This is a genomic window from Nonomuraea coxensis DSM 45129 (genome assembly GCF_019397265.1).
Taxonomy (GTDB): domain Bacteria; phylum Actinomycetota; class Actinomycetes; order Streptosporangiales; family Streptosporangiaceae; genus Nonomuraea; species Nonomuraea coxensis.
Genome location: NZ_CP068985.1, coordinates 6,214,951 through 6,233,279 on the forward strand (window position 1 = coordinate 6,214,951; position 18,329 = coordinate 6,233,279).

The 18,329-nt window shown below is 72.7% G+C and carries 15 protein-coding genes; 11 read left to right on the plus strand and 4 right to left on the minus strand.

What is annotated here, in order from left to right:
• Window positions 1-28: 28 nt before the first annotated feature.
• Complete coding sequence (locus tag Nocox_RS29130) at window positions 29-631, plus strand: TetR/AcrR family transcriptional regulator (RefSeq protein ID WP_020540605.1); 603 nt, start codon at window positions 29-31, stop codon at window positions 629-631.
• Between the two features lie 149 nt (window positions 632-780).
• Window positions 781-1,245: a hypothetical protein gene (locus tag Nocox_RS29135; protein WP_169576992.1), complete on the plus strand. Its 465-nt coding sequence runs from the start codon at window positions 781-783 to the stop codon at window positions 1,243-1,245.
• Window positions 1,246-1,298: 53 nt separating this feature from the next.
• On the opposite strand, the gene Nocox_RS29140 is transcribed toward Nocox_RS29135, so the two are convergent.
• Window positions 1,299-2,651 (minus strand): hypothetical protein, encoded by a 1,353-nt coding sequence (locus tag Nocox_RS29140; RefSeq protein WP_026213805.1) that lies wholly within the window; start codon window positions 2,649-2,651, stop codon window positions 1,299-1,301.
• Window positions 2,652-2,867: 216 nt separating this feature from the next.
• On the opposite strand from Nocox_RS29140, the gene Nocox_RS29145 reads away from it, so the two are divergent.
• Window positions 2,868-5,087, plus strand: a complete 2,220-nt coding sequence (locus tag Nocox_RS29145; protein WP_020540607.1) for a thiamine pyrophosphate-dependent enzyme — start codon at window positions 2,868-2,870, stop codon at window positions 5,085-5,087.
• Window positions 5,088-5,094: 7 nt separating this feature from the next.
• On the opposite strand, the gene Nocox_RS29150 is transcribed toward Nocox_RS29145, so the two are convergent.
• Window positions 5,095-5,793 (minus strand): M50 family metallopeptidase, encoded by a 699-nt coding sequence (locus Nocox_RS29150; RefSeq protein ID WP_020540608.1) that lies wholly within the window; start codon window positions 5,791-5,793, stop codon window positions 5,095-5,097.
• A 34-nt stretch (window positions 5,794-5,827) separates the two neighbouring features.
• On the opposite strand from Nocox_RS29150, the gene Nocox_RS29155 reads away from it, so the two are divergent.
• From Nocox_RS29155 to Nocox_RS29170, 4 genes are read left to right on the plus strand one after another with little or no spacing between them, the layout of a single operon-like run.
• The gene (locus Nocox_RS29155) at window positions 5,828-6,712 is read left to right on the plus strand and encodes an amidohydrolase family protein (RefSeq protein WP_026213806.1); all 885 of its coding nucleotides are present in this window, start codon (window positions 5,828-5,830) and stop codon (window positions 6,710-6,712) included.
• Between the two features lies 1 nt (window position 6,713).
• Window positions 6,714-7,187 carry a nuclear transport factor 2 family protein gene (locus tag Nocox_RS29160; RefSeq protein ID WP_020540610.1) on the plus strand — a complete coding sequence of 158 codons (474 nt, stop codon included), beginning with the start codon at window positions 6,714-6,716 and terminating at the stop codon, window positions 7,185-7,187.
• A 17-nt stretch (window positions 7,188-7,204) separates the two neighbouring features.
• Window positions 7,205-8,323 carry a magnesium and cobalt transport protein CorA gene (locus Nocox_RS29165; RefSeq protein ID WP_020540611.1) on the plus strand — a complete coding sequence of 373 codons (1,119 nt, stop codon included), beginning with the start codon at window positions 7,205-7,207 and terminating at the stop codon, window positions 8,321-8,323.
• An 11-nt stretch (window positions 8,324-8,334) separates the two neighbouring features.
• On the plus strand, window positions 8,335-9,072 hold the full coding sequence (locus tag Nocox_RS29170) for a hypothetical protein (RefSeq protein WP_020540612.1): 738 nt from the start codon (window positions 8,335-8,337) through the stop codon (window positions 9,070-9,072).
• Window positions 9,073-9,176: 104 nt separating this feature from the next.
• Here Nocox_RS29170 and Nocox_RS29175 read toward each other — a convergent pair whose 3' ends face one another.
• The gene (locus Nocox_RS29175; RefSeq protein ID WP_020540613.1) at window positions 9,177-9,944 is read right to left on the minus strand and encodes a Clp protease N-terminal domain-containing protein; all 768 of its coding nucleotides are present in this window, start codon (window positions 9,942-9,944) and stop codon (window positions 9,177-9,179) included.
• Window positions 9,945-10,046: 102 nt separating this feature from the next.
• On the opposite strand from Nocox_RS29175, the gene Nocox_RS29180 reads away from it, so the two are divergent.
• The 3 genes from Nocox_RS29180 (at window position 10,047) to Nocox_RS29190 (ending at window position 15,733) form a co-directional block, all read left to right on the plus strand.
• On the plus strand, window positions 10,047-11,246 hold the full coding sequence (locus Nocox_RS29180; RefSeq protein WP_020540614.1) for a hypothetical protein: 1,200 nt from the start codon (window positions 10,047-10,049) through the stop codon (window positions 11,244-11,246).
• The gene (locus Nocox_RS43345; RefSeq protein WP_020540615.1) at window positions 11,243-12,631 is read left to right on the plus strand and encodes a hypothetical protein; all 1,389 of its coding nucleotides are present in this window, start codon (window positions 11,243-11,245) and stop codon (window positions 12,629-12,631) included. The genes Nocox_RS29180 and Nocox_RS43345 overlap by 4 nt, the downstream gene beginning before the upstream one ends.
• Window positions 12,632-12,703: 72 nt before the next feature.
• Entirely contained in the window at window positions 12,704-15,733 is a 3,030-nt protein-coding gene (locus Nocox_RS29190; protein ID WP_211212511.1) for a coiled-coil domain-containing protein, read from the plus strand.
• On the opposite strand, the gene Nocox_RS29195 is transcribed toward Nocox_RS29190, so the two are convergent.
• Window positions 15,726-17,030 (minus strand): citrate synthase, encoded by a 1,305-nt coding sequence (locus tag Nocox_RS29195; protein WP_020540617.1) that lies wholly within the window; start codon window positions 17,028-17,030, stop codon window positions 15,726-15,728. The two genes, Nocox_RS29190 and Nocox_RS29195, sit on opposite strands and share 8 nt — an antisense overlap.
• 73 nt (window positions 17,031-17,103) lie before the next feature.
• Here Nocox_RS29195 and Nocox_RS29200 point away from each other — a divergent pair, with 73 nt between their 5' ends.
• On the plus strand, window positions 17,104-18,327 hold the full coding sequence (locus tag Nocox_RS29200; protein WP_020540618.1) for a LeuA family protein: 1,224 nt from the start codon (window positions 17,104-17,106) through the stop codon (window positions 18,325-18,327).
• Window positions 18,328-18,329: the final 2 nt, after the last annotated feature.

Genomic DNA, 18,329 nt, shown 5'->3' on the forward strand with positions numbered 1-18,329 from the left:
GTTAACGTCATCGTCTAGTATGTGAGACGTGACCAGCGCCTCCGCCACCCCTGCCCGCTCCTCCCGGCGCAACAGGCGCGCGGAGATCCTGGAGGCGGCCGCCCGGCTGTTCGCGGCGCGCGGCTTCCACGGCGTCCCCATCGAGGAGATCGGCGGCGCGGTCGGCGTCTCCGGGCCCGCGCTCTACCGGCACTTCAGCGGCAAGGAGGCGCTGCTGGCCGAGATGCTGCTCGACGTCAGCTCGCGGCTGCGCGAGTCCGCCGTGGCCGTCGTGACCTCCTCCACCGGGCCGGAGCAGTCGCTCGACGCGCTGCTCGACGTGCAGATCACCTTCGCCATCGAGCAGCCCGCGCTGATCACCGTGCACGACCGCGAGCTCGGCAACGTGCCCGAGCCGCACCGGCGGCAGATCAGGCGGCTGCAGCGGCTGTACGTCGAGGAGTGGGTGACCGTGCTGGCCGAGCTCCACCCCGCCTGCCCGGCCGCCCGGCTGCGTGCCGCCATGCACGCGGTCTTCGGGCTGCTCAACTCGACCCCGCACAGCGCGGGCGAGCTGCCGGGCGGCGACATGCGGCCTCTGCTGCGCGCGATGGCCCGCGCGGCGATCGATGCCGCGGTTAACGCTCGCTAACAACGCCCGCTTGCGTTGCGCTGGTGCGCCGCGCCCAATAGGACTGACTTTCGCATTCGCCCTGCGCTCGATCACGCACGGAGGGTAGCTTTCCCGATGCGGCCGCGCGGCCTCCCTCCGTCCTCCCTCCGCAGTAAGGAGCGCACCGAGTGTTGGATCTCCAGAAGAAGTACGATGACCTGGAAGTGCGGGTCACGGCGCTGGAAGCGGCTAATGTGAGCGGCGTGCCACAGCTCACCATCGCCGACCGGATCGACACGCTGCACCGGCGCGTGGACGACGTCGCCGACAACCTTCTCGACAAGATCGACCGCGAGGTCGGCGCACTCAGGTCCGAGATCAGGGCGGGCTTCGCCAGGATCGACCAGAGGTCCCTCAAGGTCGACGAACAGTTCGCCCAGATCGATGAGCGCTTCGCCCAGATGGACGAGCGGTTCGCCCAGATCGACGCGCAGTTCATCAAGATCGATGAGCGGTTCGTCAAGATCGACGAGCGGTTCGCGAAGGTGGACGAGAAGCTTGAGAGGATCGACAAGCGGCTCGACTCCCATGACGATCGCTTCGATCGGCTGGAGTCGATTCTCGGGCGGATCGAGAGCAAGCTGTTCAACTAGCCAGAAAAGGCCCGGAGCCGGAGCTCCGGGCCTGGTTCTGGTTCTGGTTCTGGTTACCTGCGGGTCACGCGGACATAGTCCGTACGGCTGGAGGACCCGTACGTGTCGCCGTCACCCTTGAACACGAACTTCCAGCGCCCGGAGTCCCAGGCCCTGGCCTTCACGTAGAGCCGCCCGCTGTCGCTGGAGTGGAAGACCTTCACGTACTCCCACTTCTTCGACCCGGCCTTCTTGAAGTACAGCGCCACCTTGCCGCTGTAGCCCTCCCAGCCGTCGTCGTCGGCGATCTGCAGCTTGCCCTTGAACCTCAGGTACTTGCCGCGCTTCACCGGCTCCGCGTAGGCGTTGAACTTGACGATCCGGCTGTCCGCCCTGCTCACCGCGGGCGGCGGGGCGGGCTGCTCGACCGTCACCCAGTCGGCGTCGCTGACGCTGCCGTTCACGCCGCGGGTGCCCGCGTACTCGGCGCGCCACCAGCCGGAGGCGACGGCGGTGGCGGAGGCCCAGAAGCGGCCGTCCCTGCCGGTGACCGTGCTGGTCACGTCCTCCCAGCGGGAGGAGCCCGCGGCCCTGAAGGACACGTTGACGCGCTGCCCGGCGAGCCCGTCGCGGCGCTCGGCCTTGAGGGTGCCGGTGAAGGTCAGCCGGTCGCCCTTGTCGACCGGTTCGGGCCGGGCGTCGAAGCCGTCGATCCTGCTGTCGGCGTTGCGGGGCCTGACGGCGATCCTGGCGAGGTCGCTGACCGAGCCCTTGGCGGCGGCGGTGGCGGTGAACACGGCCCGGAAGGTGCCGCTGGTCCTGACCCGCACTCCGTCGCCGAACCAGCCGTCCTTCCCGGTCGTGGTCCTGGCGACCTCGCGGAAGTCGCCGGAGTGGCGGCCGCGGAACTGGAGGGAGACGCTCTGTCCCGCGTACCCCTTGCCGTCGGCGAGCAGGCGCCCGAAGACCTTGACCACGTCACCGCGGTCGGCCACGCGCGGCCGGACGCCGAAGGAGGTGAACTTGGTGTCGAGCGCCTTCTTGACGACCACCTCGAAGGTCCCGGAGGACGACTTCTCCTGGCCGCCGCCCGTGGCCGTGGCGAGGTAGCTCCACGTGCCGGTGGGCGAGGTCTCGAACTTCTTGGTGCCGGTCCACTTGACCCAGTCGCGTACCGGCGTCCTCGTCAGCTCGCCTATGGAGGTGTGGACCCCGACGGGCGGCTTGAGCTGGAGCGTGGCCTTGTCCGCGTTCTTCGTGAAGACGGTGAAGGTGGCGGTGACCGGCCCGCTGGTCACGTCGATCGGCGATGCGGGGCTGATGAGCACCCGGCCGAGTTCGACGGGTTTCTGCGGGGCCGCCGACGCGGCTGCCGGCGCGAGGGCCACCAGAGCCCCTGCGCCGATCATCACGGCGAAGGCGGTCACACGAATGCGTTGTAACATGCGGGTTCCTTTCTGGAGACCCAGTGCTTCAACGCGGCATTGAGGGTGCCACGTGTGTCACTTTGATAGACGCGCGAGTGACCGGCGAAGTTCGAAATACTGACAAATGGCTATAGGCGCGGGTCTATTACGGACGGACCGCAACCCGTCCCCTCGCGTCGGGCAGACGCCGGGCCCGATGCCAGACATAATCGGGGTGTGGCGCGGGACACTGTTGAGACACATTTCACCGAAGCCGTCGCGACCCTTGAAGCGGGCCCCCCGAGAGATCCGGCCCAGCCGGTCCGCGAGGGGACGACGCTGACCGGCGAGAGATGCAGGGCGCTGTTCCGGCGCCAGCTCGACAGCCGGCTGCTCGACATCGCCGCCCGCTGGCTGCGCGAGCAGGACGAGGGCTTCTACACCATCGGCTCGGCCGGCCACGAGGGCAACGCCGCCGTCGCCGCCGCGCTGCGGCCCACCGACCCCGCGCTGCTCCACTACCGTTCCGGCGCCTTCTACCTCACCCGGTCCGAGCAGAAGGGCCGGCTGCCCGAGCAGGGGCTGCGCGACGTGCTCATGGGCCTCAGCGCGGCGGCCGACGAGCCGATCGCGGGCGGCCGGCACAAGGTGTTCGGCCATCCCGACCTGGCGGTCATCCCGCAGACCTCGACCATCGCCAGCCACCTGCCGAGGGCCGTCGGCGTGGCCTTCGCCGTCGAACGCGCCAGGACGCTCGGCACGTCCGGCCCGTGGGAGTCCGACGCGGTCGTCGTGTGCAGCTTCGGCGACGCCTCGATCAACCACGCGAGCGCGCTGTCCGGCTTCAACACCGCCTCCTACGCCACCTTCCAGGGGCAGGCGCTGCCGATCCTGTTCGTGTGCGAGGACAACGGGCTCGGCATCAGCGTGCGCACGCCCAAGGGCTGGGTGGCGGCGGCCGCGCGGCGGCCCGGCATCGAGTACTTCGCGGCCGACGGGTGCGACCTGGCCGACGCCTACGACGCCGCCACGCGCGCGGTCGAGCACGTACGCACCCGCCGCTCCCCCGCCTTCCTGCACCTGTCCACGGTGCGGCTCATGGGGCACGCCGGGTCCGACGTGGAGGTGGCCTACCGCACCCAGCGCGACATCCGCGCCGACCTGGCCCGCGACCCGCTGGTGCGCACCGCCGCGATGCTCGTCGAGGCCGGTCTGGAGACCCCGGGCGAGCTGCTCAAGAAGTACGAGAGCGCGCGCGAGCACGTGCTGCGCATCGCCCTGGAGACCACCCGTCATCCGCGGCTCAGCACCGCCAGGGAGATCAAGGAGCCGCTGGCGCCGCGCGACCCGGAGCTGATCGCCCGCATCAGCCCGGCGGCGGCCCCGCCCGCGGCCAGGGAGAAGGCGTTCGCCGGGGCGCTGCCCGAGCTCGACAAGCCGCTCACGCTCTCCCAGTCGATCAACCGCACGCTCGCCGACGCGCTCGCCGTCCACCCCGAGATGATGGTGTTCGGCGAGGACGTCGCGAGGAAGGGCGGCGTCTACGGGGTGACGCGCGGGCTGCAGAAGAGGTTCGGCGCGGGGCAGGTGTTCGACACGCTGCTGGACGAGCAGACCATCCTCGGGCTCGCGCTCGGGTCGGGGGTGTCGGGGCTGCTGCCGGTGCCGGAGATCCAGTATCTCGCCTACCTGCACAACGCGCTCGACCAGATCCGCGGCGAGGGGGCGACGCTGTCGTTCTTCTCGCGCGGCGCCTACCGCAACCCGATGGTGGTGCGGGTGGCGGGCTACGCCTACCAGAAGGGGTTCGGCGGGCACTTCCACAACGACAACTCGGTGGCGGCGCTGCGCGACATCCCCGGCCTGGTCATCGCCTCGCCGGCACGGCCCGACGACGCCTCGGCGATGCTGCGCACCTGCCTCGCGGCGGCGCGCGCCTGCGGGACGGTCGCGGTGTTCCTGGAGCCGATCGCGCTCTACCACACGCGCGACCTGTTCGAGGAGGGCGACGGGGGCTGGCTGGCGCCGTACGCGCCGCCGTCCCGCTGGGCGGAGACGCACGTGCCGATCGGGCGGGCCCGCTCCTACGGCGACGGGCGCGACCTGACGATCGTGACGTTCGGCAACGGGGTGCGGATGAGCCTGCGGGCCGCGGTGCGGCTCACCCAGGAGGGCTACGGCTGCCGCGTCCTCGACCTGCGCTGGCTGGCACCGCTGCCGGTGGAGGACCTGGTGCGGGCGGCCGAGCTGACCGGGAAGGTGCTGATCGCCGACGAGACCCGGCACACCGGCGGCGTGTCCGAGGGCGTGCTGGCGGAGCTGGCGGACGCCGGGTTCACCGGGCCGGTGGCGCGGGTGACGTCGGACGACAGCTTCATCCCGCTGGGCGGGGCGGCCGACCACGTGCTGCTGTCGGAGGCCGAGATCGAGCAGGCGGCCCGCAAGCTCCTGGGATAGGGATTCCTCAGAGCGGGTTCATCAGGTAGGCCCCGAACACCGCCGCCGTCACCGCCACCACGAAGAAGAAGAACACGAAGAAGCCGCCCGGCAGGATCGTCAGCCGGGCGAGCTGGTCGGCGTCGGAGTCCCTGGCCTGCCTGCGGCGCCGCTTCTGCTGCAGCTCGATGATCGGCCGGATGCCGCCGAGCAGCAGGAACCACACGGCGACGAAGGCGACGCCCTGCTGGACGGCGGCGGGGGCGTACATGATGAGCGCGAACACCGCCCCGCCGGTGGCGAGGAGGATCAGCGCGCCGTAGAGGTTGCGGATCAGCAGCAGCATGCAGACCAGGAACAGCAGGACCGTCCAGATCAGCAGCGTGATGCGCCCCTGCTCGGTCAGCCAGGCGGCGGCCAGCCCGAGCAGCGAGGGCGCGAGGTAGCCCGCCATCGCGGTCAGCACCATGCCGGGCCCGGTCGGCCTGCCCCTGGTGAGCGTCACGCCGGAGGTGTCGGAGTGGAGGCGGATGCCCTCCAGCTTGCGCCGGGTGACGAGCGCCATGAGCGCGTGGCCGCCCTCGTGGGCGATCGTGATCAGGCCCCTGGAGAGCTGCCAGGGCATGCGGAAGCCGACGATCACGAGCGCGACCAGAGCCGCGACCGCCACGACCCAGGGGTGAGGGTCGGGCTGAACCTTGATCAGGTGGGCCCAGAGCTTGTCCATCGAGACAGAACCCTATCGAGGTAAAGTCACGGCCGTGGTCACGGAACAACATTCTGACCAGGGGGTGCCGGAGTGGTGGCGGCGGCTCGGCCTGCCCGGCCTGGTCGACCTGCACGTGCACTTCCTGCCGGAGCGGATGGAGCGGCGGGTCTGGCACCACTTCCGTCACGGCGGGCCGCTGATGGGCGACGGCTGGCACATCGCGTACGCGTGGCCGGTGGCGGAGCGGGTGGCGCACCTGCGGGCGATGGGGGTGCGGAGCTTCCCCGCGCTGGCGTACGCGCACAGGCCGGACATGGCGGCCGACCTCAACGCCTGGACCATGGAGTTCGCCCGGCGTACACCGGGGTGTCTCCCGTCGGCGACCTTCTACCCGGAGCCTGGGGTGGTGGCGTACGTGCGGCGCGCCCTGGACGACGGGGCCCGCGTCTTCAAGGTGCACCTCCAGGTCGGCGGTTTCGATCCGCGGGCCCCCGAGCTGTCGGAGGTGTGGGGGCTGCTGGCGGAGTCGGGCGTGCCCGTCGTCGTGCACGCCAGCTCGGTGCCGGTGCCCGGCGGGCATGTCGGCGCCGAGCCCATCGGTGAGGTGCTGCGCCGCCATCCCCGGCTGCGCCTGGTGATCGCCCATCTCGGCATGCCGGAGTACGACCCGTTCTTCGAGCTGGCCCAGCGGTACGAGCGCGTGGCGCTGGACACCACGATGGCGTTCACCGACTTCAGCGAGCGGGGCATGCCATTCCCCGGCCGGCTGCGCCCCGCGTTGCTTGATCTGGGGCTCGCGGGGAAGGTGATCCTCGGCAGTGACTTCCCGACCATCCCCTACCCCTACGCGCACCAGCTCGACGCGCTCGCCCGCCTGGACCTCGGCGAGGACTGGCTCAGGGCCGTGTGCTGGGGCAATGGGCAAGCCGTGATCTGATATGAAGGTGAACGAACGTCACATGGCGCTGATCAGCGCTTTCTACGACGCGTTGGGGCGTAACGACCTCACCGCGATGGAGAGCTGCTACCACCCCGAGGTCAGCTTCGGCGACCCCATCTTCCAGGAGATCGAGGGCCGCGACCGGGTGATGCGGATGTGGCGGCTGCAGCTCGGCGTACGCGACGGGTTGCGGTCCGCCTACAAGGAGGTGCGGGCCGACGACCACACCGGCACCGCGCACTGGACCGCCCGTTACACCTTCTCCAGCACGGGGCGGGAGGTGGTCAACGAGGTGGAGGCGCTGTTCAGGTTCGAGGACGGGCTGATCGTGCGCCATCACGACGACTACGACTTCAAGCGCTGGTCGAGGATGGCGCTCGGCCGGCCGCAGGGGCTGCTGTTCGGCTGGACGCCGATGTGGCGCAAGACCATCAGGGACCGGGCGACGCAGCAACTCGACGCGCTCGCCTGAGGAAGGAACGGAGGGGCATGGCCAGGGTCAGGAGTCTGCGCCGCGGCGGTGACGCGCGCGAGGAGCCGCCCGAGCACTCGATGGACCCGCGGGCCACCGAGGAGCCCCCCTACCAGCCCACCGTCATCGACAACGCCATCTACCGCGACGGCGAGCGGGCCGACAATCCCGGCTCGCTCGCCGACGCCTTCGAACGGCTCAAGGACATGCCGGGCAGCATGGCCTGGATCGGCCTCTACCGGCCGAAGGAGTGGGAGCTGGTCAAGCTCGGCGAGGAGTTCAAGCTGCACGAGCTGGCGCTGGAGGACGCCATCGTCGGCTCCCAGCGCCCGAAGGCCGACCGCTACGGCGACACGCTCTTCGTGGTGCTGCGCGCCGCCCGCTACCTCGACGAGGCGGAGGAGGTCGCGTTCGGCGAGCTGCACGTCTTCGTCGGCCCCGACTTCGTGATCACCGTACGCCACGCGGAGGCCCCCGACCTGCAGGGCGTGCGCAAGCGCATGGAGTCCGAGCCCGACCTGCTGCGGCAGGGCCCGCAGGCGGTGCTCTACGCGATCGTCGACGCCGTGGTGGACGGTTACGCGCCCGTGGTGGCAGGGCTGCAGAAGGACATCGAGGAGATCGAGGCCCAGGTCTTCAGCGGCGACCCCTCGGTCTCGCGGCGCGTCTACGAGCTGTCCGGCGAGGTCATCGAGTTCCAGCGGGCCACCGCGCCGCTGGTCGGCATGATCCACGGCTTCATCGCCGGAGCCCCCAAGTACGGCCTCAACGACGAGCTGCAGAGCTATCTGCGTGACGTGGCCGACCACGCGATCACCGTGTCGGAGCGGGTGTCGTCCTTCCGGCAGATGCTCCAGAACATCCTGGTCGTCAACTCCACGCTGGTCACCCAGGCGCAGAACGCCGAGATGGCCCGGATGACCGAGGCCAGCATCCAGCAGGGTGAGGAGGTGAAGAAGATCTCCGCGTGGGCGGCCATCCTCTTCGCGCCCACGCTGGTCGGGACGATCTACGGGATGAACTTCGACTTCATGCCGGAGACGCACTGGGCGCTCGGCTATCCGTTCGCCGTCCTGCTGATGGCGGCCGTCTGCCTGGTGCTCTACATGGTCTTCAAGCGGCGCGACTGGCTCTAGTATCCCACGTCATGATCACTCGTTTACCGGCGGCCGCGCTCGCCGCCGCCCTCACCCTGCTGTCCGGCGCGACCGCCGCGTACGCCGCGCCCGTGACGGGCGCCCCCGAGCTGACGCACAACGACCTCTACAAGGCGGCCAAGCTGCCCAAGGTCGGCTGCGCGCCGAAGAAGGGCACGACCGCCGCCGCCACGAGGAAATACGTCACCACGCTCGTCGGCTGCCTGAACAAGGCGTGGAAGCCGGCGATCAAGGACTTCACGCCCGTGGAGGTGCAGTTCAAGGAGTCCGGGGACAAGACGTCCTGCTCCACGGGCCTGGAGGTGTCCGGCTCGTTCTCGGAGATCTGCGCCACGGCCATCCGGGTGCGCCTCGCCGACGACTGGATCAAGGCGAAGGACGACCGGAAGGTGTTCACGTCCGTGGTCAGGACGTGGAGCGGCGTCGTGACCGGCCAGACCGGCATCGGCCGGGCCTGGTGGGCGCTGGAGAACGGCGGCGTGGAGACCGTCATGGACGAGCACAACCGCCGCTACTACCTGCAGCTCGACTGCCTCTTCGGGGTGTCGGCCAAGAGCCTCGGCCGGACGGTCAAGGACTGGAAGCCGGTCCTCGGCATCCCGGACATCTGGAAGAACCGGTTCCACGGCAGGACCGCCAACCGCGTGTCGTGGGCGCGGGCCGGATACCAGGCGGGCAAGCCGGGGGCCTGCAACACCTGGAAGGCGAGCTCGGCCAAGGTGGCCTGACGTCCGAGGCCGTCACAGGGCCGCGACCACCAGGCCGGCGAGGATCAGCGCGACGAGGACGAGGCGTAACGCGGCGAGCGTGCGCCGGTTGCCGTCCATGGTGGTCAGGGCCGCAGGCCGGCGTGCGTTTCGAGGCGCTCCAGGCGCTCCACGATCGGCCGCAGCTCGGCCTTGAGCGCGGCGGCCAGCAGCTCGGCCTGCCCCGGAGCGGGGGCGGCGGACTGCTGGGTCTCGGCGCGCAGGTGCACGTATCCGGCCAGGGCCGCCGACACGGCGCGGCGGGTGAGGCGTGGCTCCGCGCCCAGGGCACGCAGCACCTGACCGGCCGTGCCGTCGGGCTCGGCGACCAGGCCGAGCAGGAGGTGCTCGCAGCCGACGTAGTTGTGGCCGAGCGCGATCGCCTCGGTCACGGCGAGTTCGAGGGCGTTGGCGGCGTGTGAGCTGAAACTCCGCGAACCGCCCTGGGCCGCGGCACTCGGGACGGCCGGGGCCGTGGCGGGACGGACGTGCCGGTCGAGGTCGCGGCGCACCTGGTCGAGGCCGATCTCCATGGCGCGCAGCACGTGCAGGGCCAGGTTGGCGCCCTCGGCGAGCATGGCTCCGAGCAGGTGCCCGGTGCCGACCTCGGCGTCCCCCTGCGCACGGGCGGCGTCGGCGGCGAGCTTGAGCACGTTGCGCATCCGGGCGGTCAGGTGGGTCAGCGCGCCGGTCGGCGTCTCCAGGTCGAGATCCCCGAGAGACGTCTCCCTGATCGCGGTCACCCGGCGGACCGCCTGCTCCAGCGCCCGCTGGCAGACGGCGGACACCGGCACCCCGGCCTCCTTGACGGCCTCGGCGAGGTCGTCGGGCAGGTATACGTTGATCTTCGGCATGCCCCCACTGTAACCCCGATGGGGTTACTCGTCCAGGGGCGTACCGGCCCATAGCGGCGTCGGGTTCTCCGACTGTCGGTGGGAAGCCGTACCTTAGAGCGCGTGCCAGAACAGCCCCTGACCCTCGACGCCGTCCTCACCGACGAGGCGGTCCTGTCCACCTACCGCCGCATGTTCGCCGCGCTGGCCCGCGACAGCGGAGCCGTGGTCGACGACCCGGTGCTGGTCGACATCGCCGAGACGCTGTTCGCGGCGTTCGCGGAGGCGGGCGAGGAGTGGCTGACGCACGAGCAGATGCGCTTCGCCTGCCGCGCCTATCCCGGCGAGCAGTTCGACAACCGGCTGCGGGTGCTCAAGGGGCTCGGCGCGATCCGCGAGGTGTTCCCCAAGCCCAACCAGCTCCGCTACCGCGCCTCGTTCACCAGCGTCGTCGGGCTGATGTTCATCCGGCGCATGATGGACGACGGCGGGCAGTCGGAGATGCACCGGCTGCTCGCGCTCGAAGACCTCAACGTCGCCGACCCGCGCACCACCATGGAGGAGGCGCGGCAGAGCGCGGCCAACCTCGCGCGGGCGTTCCGGCTGTGGGCGCTGGAGCTGATCACGCTCACCACCGGCACCATCGAGGAACTGCGCGAGCAGGCGCCCAAGCTGTGGGGCACCGAGGAGATCGCGCGGCGGGCGCAGGGCCTGCACGGCACGATCCTGACCCGCTGGCCCGAGCTCGACCGCGTCTGCACCGACCTGCGGGCCGCCATCTACGCCTACAGCGACGCCTCCCGGCGGGCGGCCGGGCGGCTCGCCGACTCGGCGGGCACCACCCGCAACCTCACGCTGCTGCCGACCGAGACATGGCGCACCTTCGCGCAGACCGCCTCCAAGGAGCGGCTGGCCGCCGTGCTCGACGGGTTCGTCTTCGACGCGCCCGCGCCGTGGCACGATCCGGCCGCCCTCGCGCGGGCCGTGGACGAGGCGCCGCGCCCGGCCCCCGCGCAGCCGACGCCGCCGCGCTCCACCCTGCCCGATCCCGGGCCGTCCGACTCGCTCGACACCTCGCCGGGAGCCGCCGTCGAGCGGCTGCGGGAGATGGCCGAGTCGCTGCTCGGCGGGTCCGCGCGGGTCGCGCTCGCCGACGTGCTCGGGCCCGACTGGGTGACCGCCCGGCGGGTGCTCGCCGACCTGACCAGCATCGATCTGCGGCCTGAGCTGCCCTACCGGCTGACCTGGGGCGACGGGCTGTCCGTGGATCCCGGGCGCGAGCCGGCCTGGCTGTCCCACGGCCACCTGGAGCGTACGCGATGAGCACCGGTCAGCAGGGGGCCGCCGGGGAAGGGCGGGCCGCGACGGGCTCCGCGCACGCCAAGGACACGGCCGTGGCGGGGGCGATCGCGCATGTGCGGGCGCGGTCGGGTGGGCCGTTGCCGCTCGGGCCCGGGGTGCCCGCACCGGACGGGATGGTCCGGCTGACCTGGCCCGACTCCACCGGGCAGGCGCTACCGGTGTGGCCCGACGGTGTGACGCCGGCGCTGCTGGAGGAGCACCAGGTGGCGCCCGCGCCCGTGGAGCGGGCCGGGGAGACGCGGCGGGTGCTGGCGGCCGTGCTCAAGTGCTGCTGGACCGACCTGTCGGCCGATCCGTGGCCGGGGTCGCCCGCGCCGGTGGAGCTGGTGCTGGACACCTACCGGGCGCTGATCGGGCGCACCGACGACCTGATGCGCAACTGGGCCGTCGGGGCGCTGCGCCGGCTGCACGACTCGGCCTGGGTCGTCGTGGACGACGGCGTGGTCGTGCTCGGGCCGAGGTGCGCGCTGTGGCCGGTGGAGGCGCACGCGCAGCTCCAGGAGCTGGTGCGGCGGCTGCCCTCGCCGGAGCGGGCGGAGCTGACCGTGGTAGGCGACGCCGACATCGTCGCCGCCGCCATGCCGGCCACGTCCGCGGAGTCCGCCATCCCCGCCACGTCCGTCGCGGCCGCCGGGAGCGGGGGGCGGGCTGAAGGTGGGGCCGCCGGGTTCGACGATCTGCTCGGTGCCTACGACGAGCGGCGGCGGGCGGAGCTGGTGGCGGCGTACATGGTGGTGGAGCATGCGGCGGAGCCGGTGCAGGAGGTGCGCTTCGCCGCCCTGCGCGACCCGGCCTTGCGTCACACGCTGAGCGAGATGCTGGCCCGGCGCGGCCGGGTTCTCGTCCAGCACCGCGACCGCTGGATCTCGGCGTACGACGACGCCTGCGTGACGGTTCCCGCCGCTGCCGGGCGGGCCGGGACCGGCGCCGGGAACGCGCCTCCCGCCGGCGCCACGGACGAGGACTCCGCGGGCGGGGGGCGGCTCGGGGTGGCCGAGCGGGCGGTGCTGACGCTGGTGCTGGTGCACTCGGTGGCGATCCCGCGCGCCGAGGGGCTGCTGCCGGAGGACTCCTGGCTGTCGCCGCACCCCACCCCCGCCGACGAGCTGCGCAGGCACACACAGCTGCCCATCGGGGAGCTGGAGGCGGCGCTGCGCACCCTGCGTCACGCGGGGCTGCTGGCGCAGGTGAAGGCCGGGGAGGAGGCGGGCGGCTACGTCCCGGGCCCGCAGTTCCACCGGCTCACCCCGGCGGCGCGGCGGCGGCTGCAGGAGGAGCTGATCCTCGCGGCCGGGCCCGACACGCCGCTCGCGGCGGCCGTACGGTCGCGCAGGTCGGCCAGATGAGACAAGCAGACGCAGGCAGAGCCAGAGCAGCCGCAACGGGCGGAAGGGTTACGGGGGTCACAGGTGTCGCAGGTGGAGAACGTCGTCGGAGACCGGGTGCTGATCGCCGTGCAGGCGGTCAACATCTCGCGGCTGTCCACCCATCCGGTGCCCACGGTCCCCGGCACGCTCATCGTGGTGGCGGGCGCGGGGCCGAAGGACTCCAACGGGGCGGGCAAGTCGTCGTTCATCGCCTCGATCACCGCGCTGCTGGGTGACGAGCAGTGGCGGTTCGCCTCGGGCGCGAAGGCGGTCTCGGAGCTGCTGTTCAACGCCGAGCTGGCGAGCGGCGCGGGCGGCCGGCAGTGGGCGAGCGCGGGTCACGGCTACATCGTGGGCGTCTTCGCCCCGCCCGGCATGAACGGGTTCCCCGCCGACGACGCCCCGCAGGCGCCCGCGCCGGCCCTCGGCGGCGGGGACGCGGACGAGCTGCTGCTGGTGGACTCCGGGGAGGCGGGGGGCGAGCTGTTCGAGGTGCCCGACACCTCCGGCGGCGCCCTCACGGTGTGGCTGCGCGTCAACCAGGAGGCGCCCCATCTGGAGATCCGCTGGCGCGAGGGCGTCCATCTGGCGGCGTCGCCGTCGGAGGCCGAGCGGGTGGCGCGGGCCGACGAGATCTGGGCGTCGCTGCCGAAGTCGGCGGGCAAGCGCGACGTCGTGGCGCGCGACCTGACCAAGGCGCTCTACGGCGACCGGGTCCGGTGCGTGTCGTTCCTGTCCACGTCCGTACGCAGCAAGGTCGCGACGAACCTGCTCTCGCAGCCGCTCAACGAGATCTCCCCGGAGCGCGTCTTCGAGGCCATCGCCGCCCTGACCGGCCTGGACGCCGAGCTGGAGCAGGAGCGGGAGGCCCGCAGGGACGAGCACGCCAAGCGGGTGCGCGCGGCGCAGGCCGGCGAGCGGCTGGCGGAGTTCGAGGCGGAGTCGAAGGCGCTGCTGGCCACGTTCGACCGGCGGGACCAGGCGCGCGTCCGGCTGGCGGACGCGCTGCGGTGCTGGCGGGGGCGGCAGGCGCGCAAACTGGCCGACGCCGCCGCCAAGGACGACGCGCTGGCCGCCGAGCTCGGCCGGCACCGCGCGGCCGGGGAGGCGGCGGGCGAGGCCATCGCCCTGGTCAGGGCCGAGATCGGCACGCTGCGCGAGGACACGCTCGACCGGCAGGTGTCCGAGGCCCGCAAGGAGCTGGCGGCGCTGCAGGCCAGGGCCGCCAAGCTGGACGCCGACCGGGCCGTGGCCGACAACTCCGCCGACGAGCTGCGCGGCCGGATCCCGGCGCTGGAGCAGAGCCGCAGGTTCGCCGACGGGCGGGACGTGCCCGCCGCCGAACGGGAGCTGCGCGAGGCGCGGCTCCGGCTCAACGAGGCGCTGAAGGCGCTCGGCGTGGCCGACCAGGAGGCGGCGTCGGCGCAGGCGGCGCTGGACGACGCCGAGGGCGGCCCGGCGGCGGCGCAGCTCAACGCGCTCGCCGCGGCGGGCGTCGGCGCGACCGGCCTCCTCGACGCGCTCGACGTGGCCGAGCAGGCCCGCGGGGGGCCGGTCGGGCAGGCGGCCGGGGCGCGGGGGTGGCCGCATGAGCACGCGGTGATCGTGGACGCCGCCCGGCTCGGCGAGGCGGCCGAGGCGCTGGCGGGGCTGCCGGGGTCGGTGCTGGTCAGCGCGGCCGGGGTGAGCGTGGTGGGGGCGTTCGAGGGGGTGGCGACCGGGCGGGAGGCCCGGATCAAGGCCGCCGAGCAGCGCCTCCACCGGGCCAAGGACGCGCAGGAGACGGCGGCCCAGGCCGTCCGCGACGCCGAGGAGGCCGTCGCCGAGGCGCAGCGGCGGCTGGACGGCGCCCAGGCCGGGGTGCGGCTGGCCGAGGTGGAGGCGAGGCTGGCCGAGCGGCGGGCCCGCCTGACCGAGCTCAACGCGGCCGTCGAGGAGCTGGCCCCCAAGGTCGCCGAGGCCGAGCGGCTGGCCGGCGCGCTCGACTTCCGCGCCCGCACCAGGGACATGGAGATCGAACGCCTGGAGGGCCGCAGGCAGCGGCACGAGAGCGAGCGCGCGCAGGCCCGCGACCAGGAGGCGAAGGTCGCGGCCGAGCGGGAGGCGCTGCGCCTGGACGCGCTCGCCGCCGACTGGGGCGGCACGGCGGAGAGCGCCCGCCAGTGGCTGGAGGCGCTGCCGGAGGAGGAACGGCCGCGCACCGCCGACGAGTGGTGGCGGGTCGCCGAGCGGCACTTCGATCAGGCGCTGCGCGACACGTTCCCGGAGAAGGACGCCGAGATCCCCGAGGAGCTGGCCTTCCTGCTCAACGAGCGGGGCGGGAGCACGGCGCGCGAGCAGGCGACGTTCTCGGCGGTGTGCGGGGCGCTCGCGTCCTACCTGCGCGCCCAGGAGGAGTACGAGCGGCACCAGCGGCGGCAGATCGAGGCGCAGCTCGGCTCCCGGCAGCGCGACCTGTCGGCGGCGGCCCGGGGCGCGGAGGAGGCGGCGCAGTCCACGGCGGTGCACCGGGCCGCGCTCACCGCCGCGATCAGGGCGCGGCTGACGCGGGTCGCGGAGGAGTTCGACAAGCTCGACACCTCCTACGGCGGCTACGGCGCGACCCTGGAGTTCCCGGTGCCGCCCGCGCCCGCCGATCCCGAGCAGCGCTGGCAGTGGCGGGTGACGCCGAAGTGGCGGCGCGGCGAGGGGCAGGGCTTCGTGCCGTACAACCGGCGGGCCAACACCGCGCTCATGGACGAGAAGGCGGTCAAGCTGGTGTGCGCCGCCGCCATCGCCTCGTCCGGGGGCGGGCACCTGTGCCTGGTGCTCGACGAGCTGGGCCGCAACCTGGGCAAGGAGCACCGGCGGGAGGCGGTGGCGCTGTTCCGGCGGATCGGGGAGACCTACGGCATCACGGTGATCGGGGCGTTGCAGGACGACATGGAGCCGTACGCGATCGACGCCTGCGGCCAGTACGTCAAGCTGCGCCGGTCGTCGGACGCGATGCCGTACAACGAGCCGCCGGTGATCGTGGGCCACGACCAGCACGCGGAGCGGGTCCGGGCGCTGGCCGCGTACGTCGAGCGGGCCGCTACCTGATCGGCGGGCCGGTGTAGGAGGCGCGCAGGCGGAGGAGGGCGCCGCGCTCGTACTCCTCGATGGCGTGCGCCAGCCAGCCGGCCACCCGCGCGACCGCGAAGATCGCCTCGCCCGCGCCGGGGATCATGCCGGCGACGGCGGTGAGGACGGCGAGGGCGAAGTCGACGTTGCGCTCGGGGAGCCTGCGCCGGCGCATCTCGGCGGCCAGCGCCTCCGCCGCGGCGATCCTGTCGTTGCCGGGGACGGCCCGCTCGACCAGGTCGAGCAGGACGGCGCCGCGGCCGTCGCCGTTCTTGTAGACGCTGTGGCCGAAGCCGGGGACGCGCTCGCCGCGCCGGACCCGCTCGGCGACGGCGCGGGCGGCCTGGCCGGGCTCGGCGACCTCGCGGAGCAGCCGTTCCGCCCCGTACGACGCGCCGCCGTGCAGCGGGCCGCCCAGCACGCCGAGGCCGGTCAGCACCACCGCGTACGGGTCGGCCTTGGCGGAGGCGGCGACCCTGGCGGCCAGGGTGGAGGCGGCCAGCTCGTGGTCGGCGAGCAGGACGAGCGCGGCCCGCAGCGCGTCGAGCAGGGCGGGCGTGGCGGGGTTGGGGCACAGGCGGGACCAGAGGCGGGCGGCGATCGTCTCGCCGGTGGGCTCGCTCAGCTCGGGGAGGGCGTCCACCAGGCCGGCGACGAGGCGGCGGCCGGTGGCTGCGACCGAGGCGCGGTCGAGCTGGAAGCGCAGCGAGTCGGACGCGCCGAGGACCGTGGTGATGACCTGGAGGCGGTCGAGCGGGAGGAGGTCGGCGGGCAGCGCTCGCTGTGCCTCGGCCGCCGCCCGCAGCGCCCCCTCCTCGCACCGCCACGGCCCTCCGTCGCCGCCGCTCTCCCGGCCGTCGGAGTGAGGAGGACGGGAAGGGGTGGCGGGGTCAGCCGAAGCCGAGAGGGTGGCGGGAGGGCAGGAAAGGGTGGCGGGGTCGGCCGAAGCCGAGAGGGTGGTGGGGGTGGGGGTCCAGAGCCAGGTGGCGACGGTTTCGAAAGGGTGTGTCCTGGCCAGTTCGAGGGCGTCGGCGCCGCGGTAGTAGTGCCGGTCCACGCCGAGTGCCGTCACCGCCGACTCGATGACCAGCTCCGGCGGCTGGCTGCGCGGCCGGCCGCGGCGGGCGAGGCGTTCGACCTCCTCGGCGGAGAAGAGGCTGCGCCGCCCGTCGTCGGCGTGCCGACGACGCAGCACTCCCCTGCTCACGTACGCGTACAGGGTGGCCGGTTTCACCCCGAGCCGTTCGGCGGCTGTGGCCGCGTCGATCCACTCCATCGGGCCCCTCCCGCCTCCACGTTGACGAAAATCAATATTGATCCATATTGAGCCAGCATGTCAACGTGAGCGCATGCCCAAAGTTCACTTCCTCGACGTGACCAACCGGGACGGCGTGCAGACCGCGCGTACCGGCCTGTCGAAGTTCGGCAAGACCATGGTCAACTTCTATCTGGCCAGGCTCGGGGTGGCGCAGTCCGAGATCGGTTTCCCGTTCCTGTTCCACGAGGTCCCGTACGTACGGGCGCAGCTCGCGCTCGCCGAGGCCGGCGCGTTCGGGGAGCTGCGGCTGTCCGGCTGGTGCCGGGGCGTGCCGCAGGACGTGGAGCGGGCCGCCCCGCTCGGCCTGAAGCACTACAACCTGTCCATCTCGACGTCCGACTACATGATCCAGAACAAGTTCCGCGGCCGGCTGGACCGGGAAGCGATCATCAGGGAGATGACCGCCGCCGTGCGGGCGGCCAAGGCCGCGGGCGCGCTGACCATCGGGGTGAACGCGGAGGACGGCTCGCGGACGGACGACGCCTTCCTGCTGGAGTTCGCGCTGGCGGCGAAGGAGGCCGGGGCCGACCGGGTGCGCTACTGCGACACGATCGGCGGCGACACGCCCGACCGGATCCGTGAGCGGTTCGCCAAGCTCGCCTCCGCCGCCGCGATGCCCGTCGAGACGCACTGCCACAACGATCTCGGCCTGGCCGTGGCCAACTCGGTCTCCGGCGCGCTCGGCGACCTCGACGCCGGCCAGGACGCCTGGATCAACACCTGCGTGAACGGCATCGGCGAGCGCTCCGGCAACGCCGACCTGCTGTCCACCATCCTGGCCTTCCGCCACGGCTTCGGGCTGGAGGCCGAGATCGGCGACGCCCTGGACCTGTCGTGGGCGCGGCGCTTCGCGCTGTGGGCGGCGTACGCGTTCGGGCAGCCGCTGCCGTACAACCAGGTCGGGGCGGGGCGGAACGCGTTCGCGCACGAGTCGGGCATCCACGCCGACGGCGCGCTGAAGGACCACGGCAACTACGAGCTGTACGACGAGGCGACGCTCGGCCCGTTCCCACAGGACTGGCACGCCCGGTCCGGGCGGGTGGTCCTGACCGGCGAGTACGGCGGCAAGGCCGGCTTCCGGCACGTCATGGACGGCCTCGGCGCCGAGGTGGCCGCCGGGGACGAGGAGCCGGCCTTCCGCCTGGTCCAGCTCTGCAACGCGATGACCGGCAAGCCGCTCACGGACGACGAGCTCCGCCTGATCGCCGCGTACCCGCGCGAGCTGTCCCTGCTCTTCCCCGGCCTCACGGAGTAGGC

Bases quoted from the DNA above. Each gene is read 5' to 3' on its own strand.
- Nocox_RS29150 (WP_020540608.1), bottom strand. From the start codon at position 5,793: ATGGACAAGCTCTGGGCCCACCTGATCAAGGTTCAGCCCGACCCTCAC.
- Nocox_RS29160 (WP_020540610.1), top strand. From the start codon at position 6,714: ATGAAGGTGAACGAACGTCACATGGCGCTGATCAGCGCTTTCTACGAC.
- Nocox_RS29165 (WP_020540611.1), top strand. From the start codon at position 7,205: ATGGCCAGGGTCAGGAGTCTGCGCCGCGGCGGTGACGCGCGCGAGGAG.
- Nocox_RS29170 (WP_020540612.1), top strand. From the start codon at position 8,335: ATGATCACTCGTTTACCGGCGGCCGCGCTCGCCGCCGCCCTCACCCTG.
- Nocox_RS29175 (WP_020540613.1), bottom strand. From the start codon at position 9,944: ATGCCGAAGATCAACGTATACCTGCCCGACGACCTCGCCGAGGCCGTC.
- Nocox_RS43345 (WP_020540615.1), top strand. From the start codon at position 11,243: ATGAGCACCGGTCAGCAGGGGGCCGCCGGGGAAGGGCGGGCCGCGACG.
- Nocox_RS29195 (WP_020540617.1), bottom strand. From the start codon at position 17,030: ATGGAGTGGATCGACGCGGCCACAGCCGCCGAACGGCTCGGGGTGAAA.
- Nocox_RS29200 (WP_020540618.1), top strand. From the start codon at position 17,104: ATGCCCAAAGTTCACTTCCTCGACGTGACCAACCGGGACGGCGTGCAG.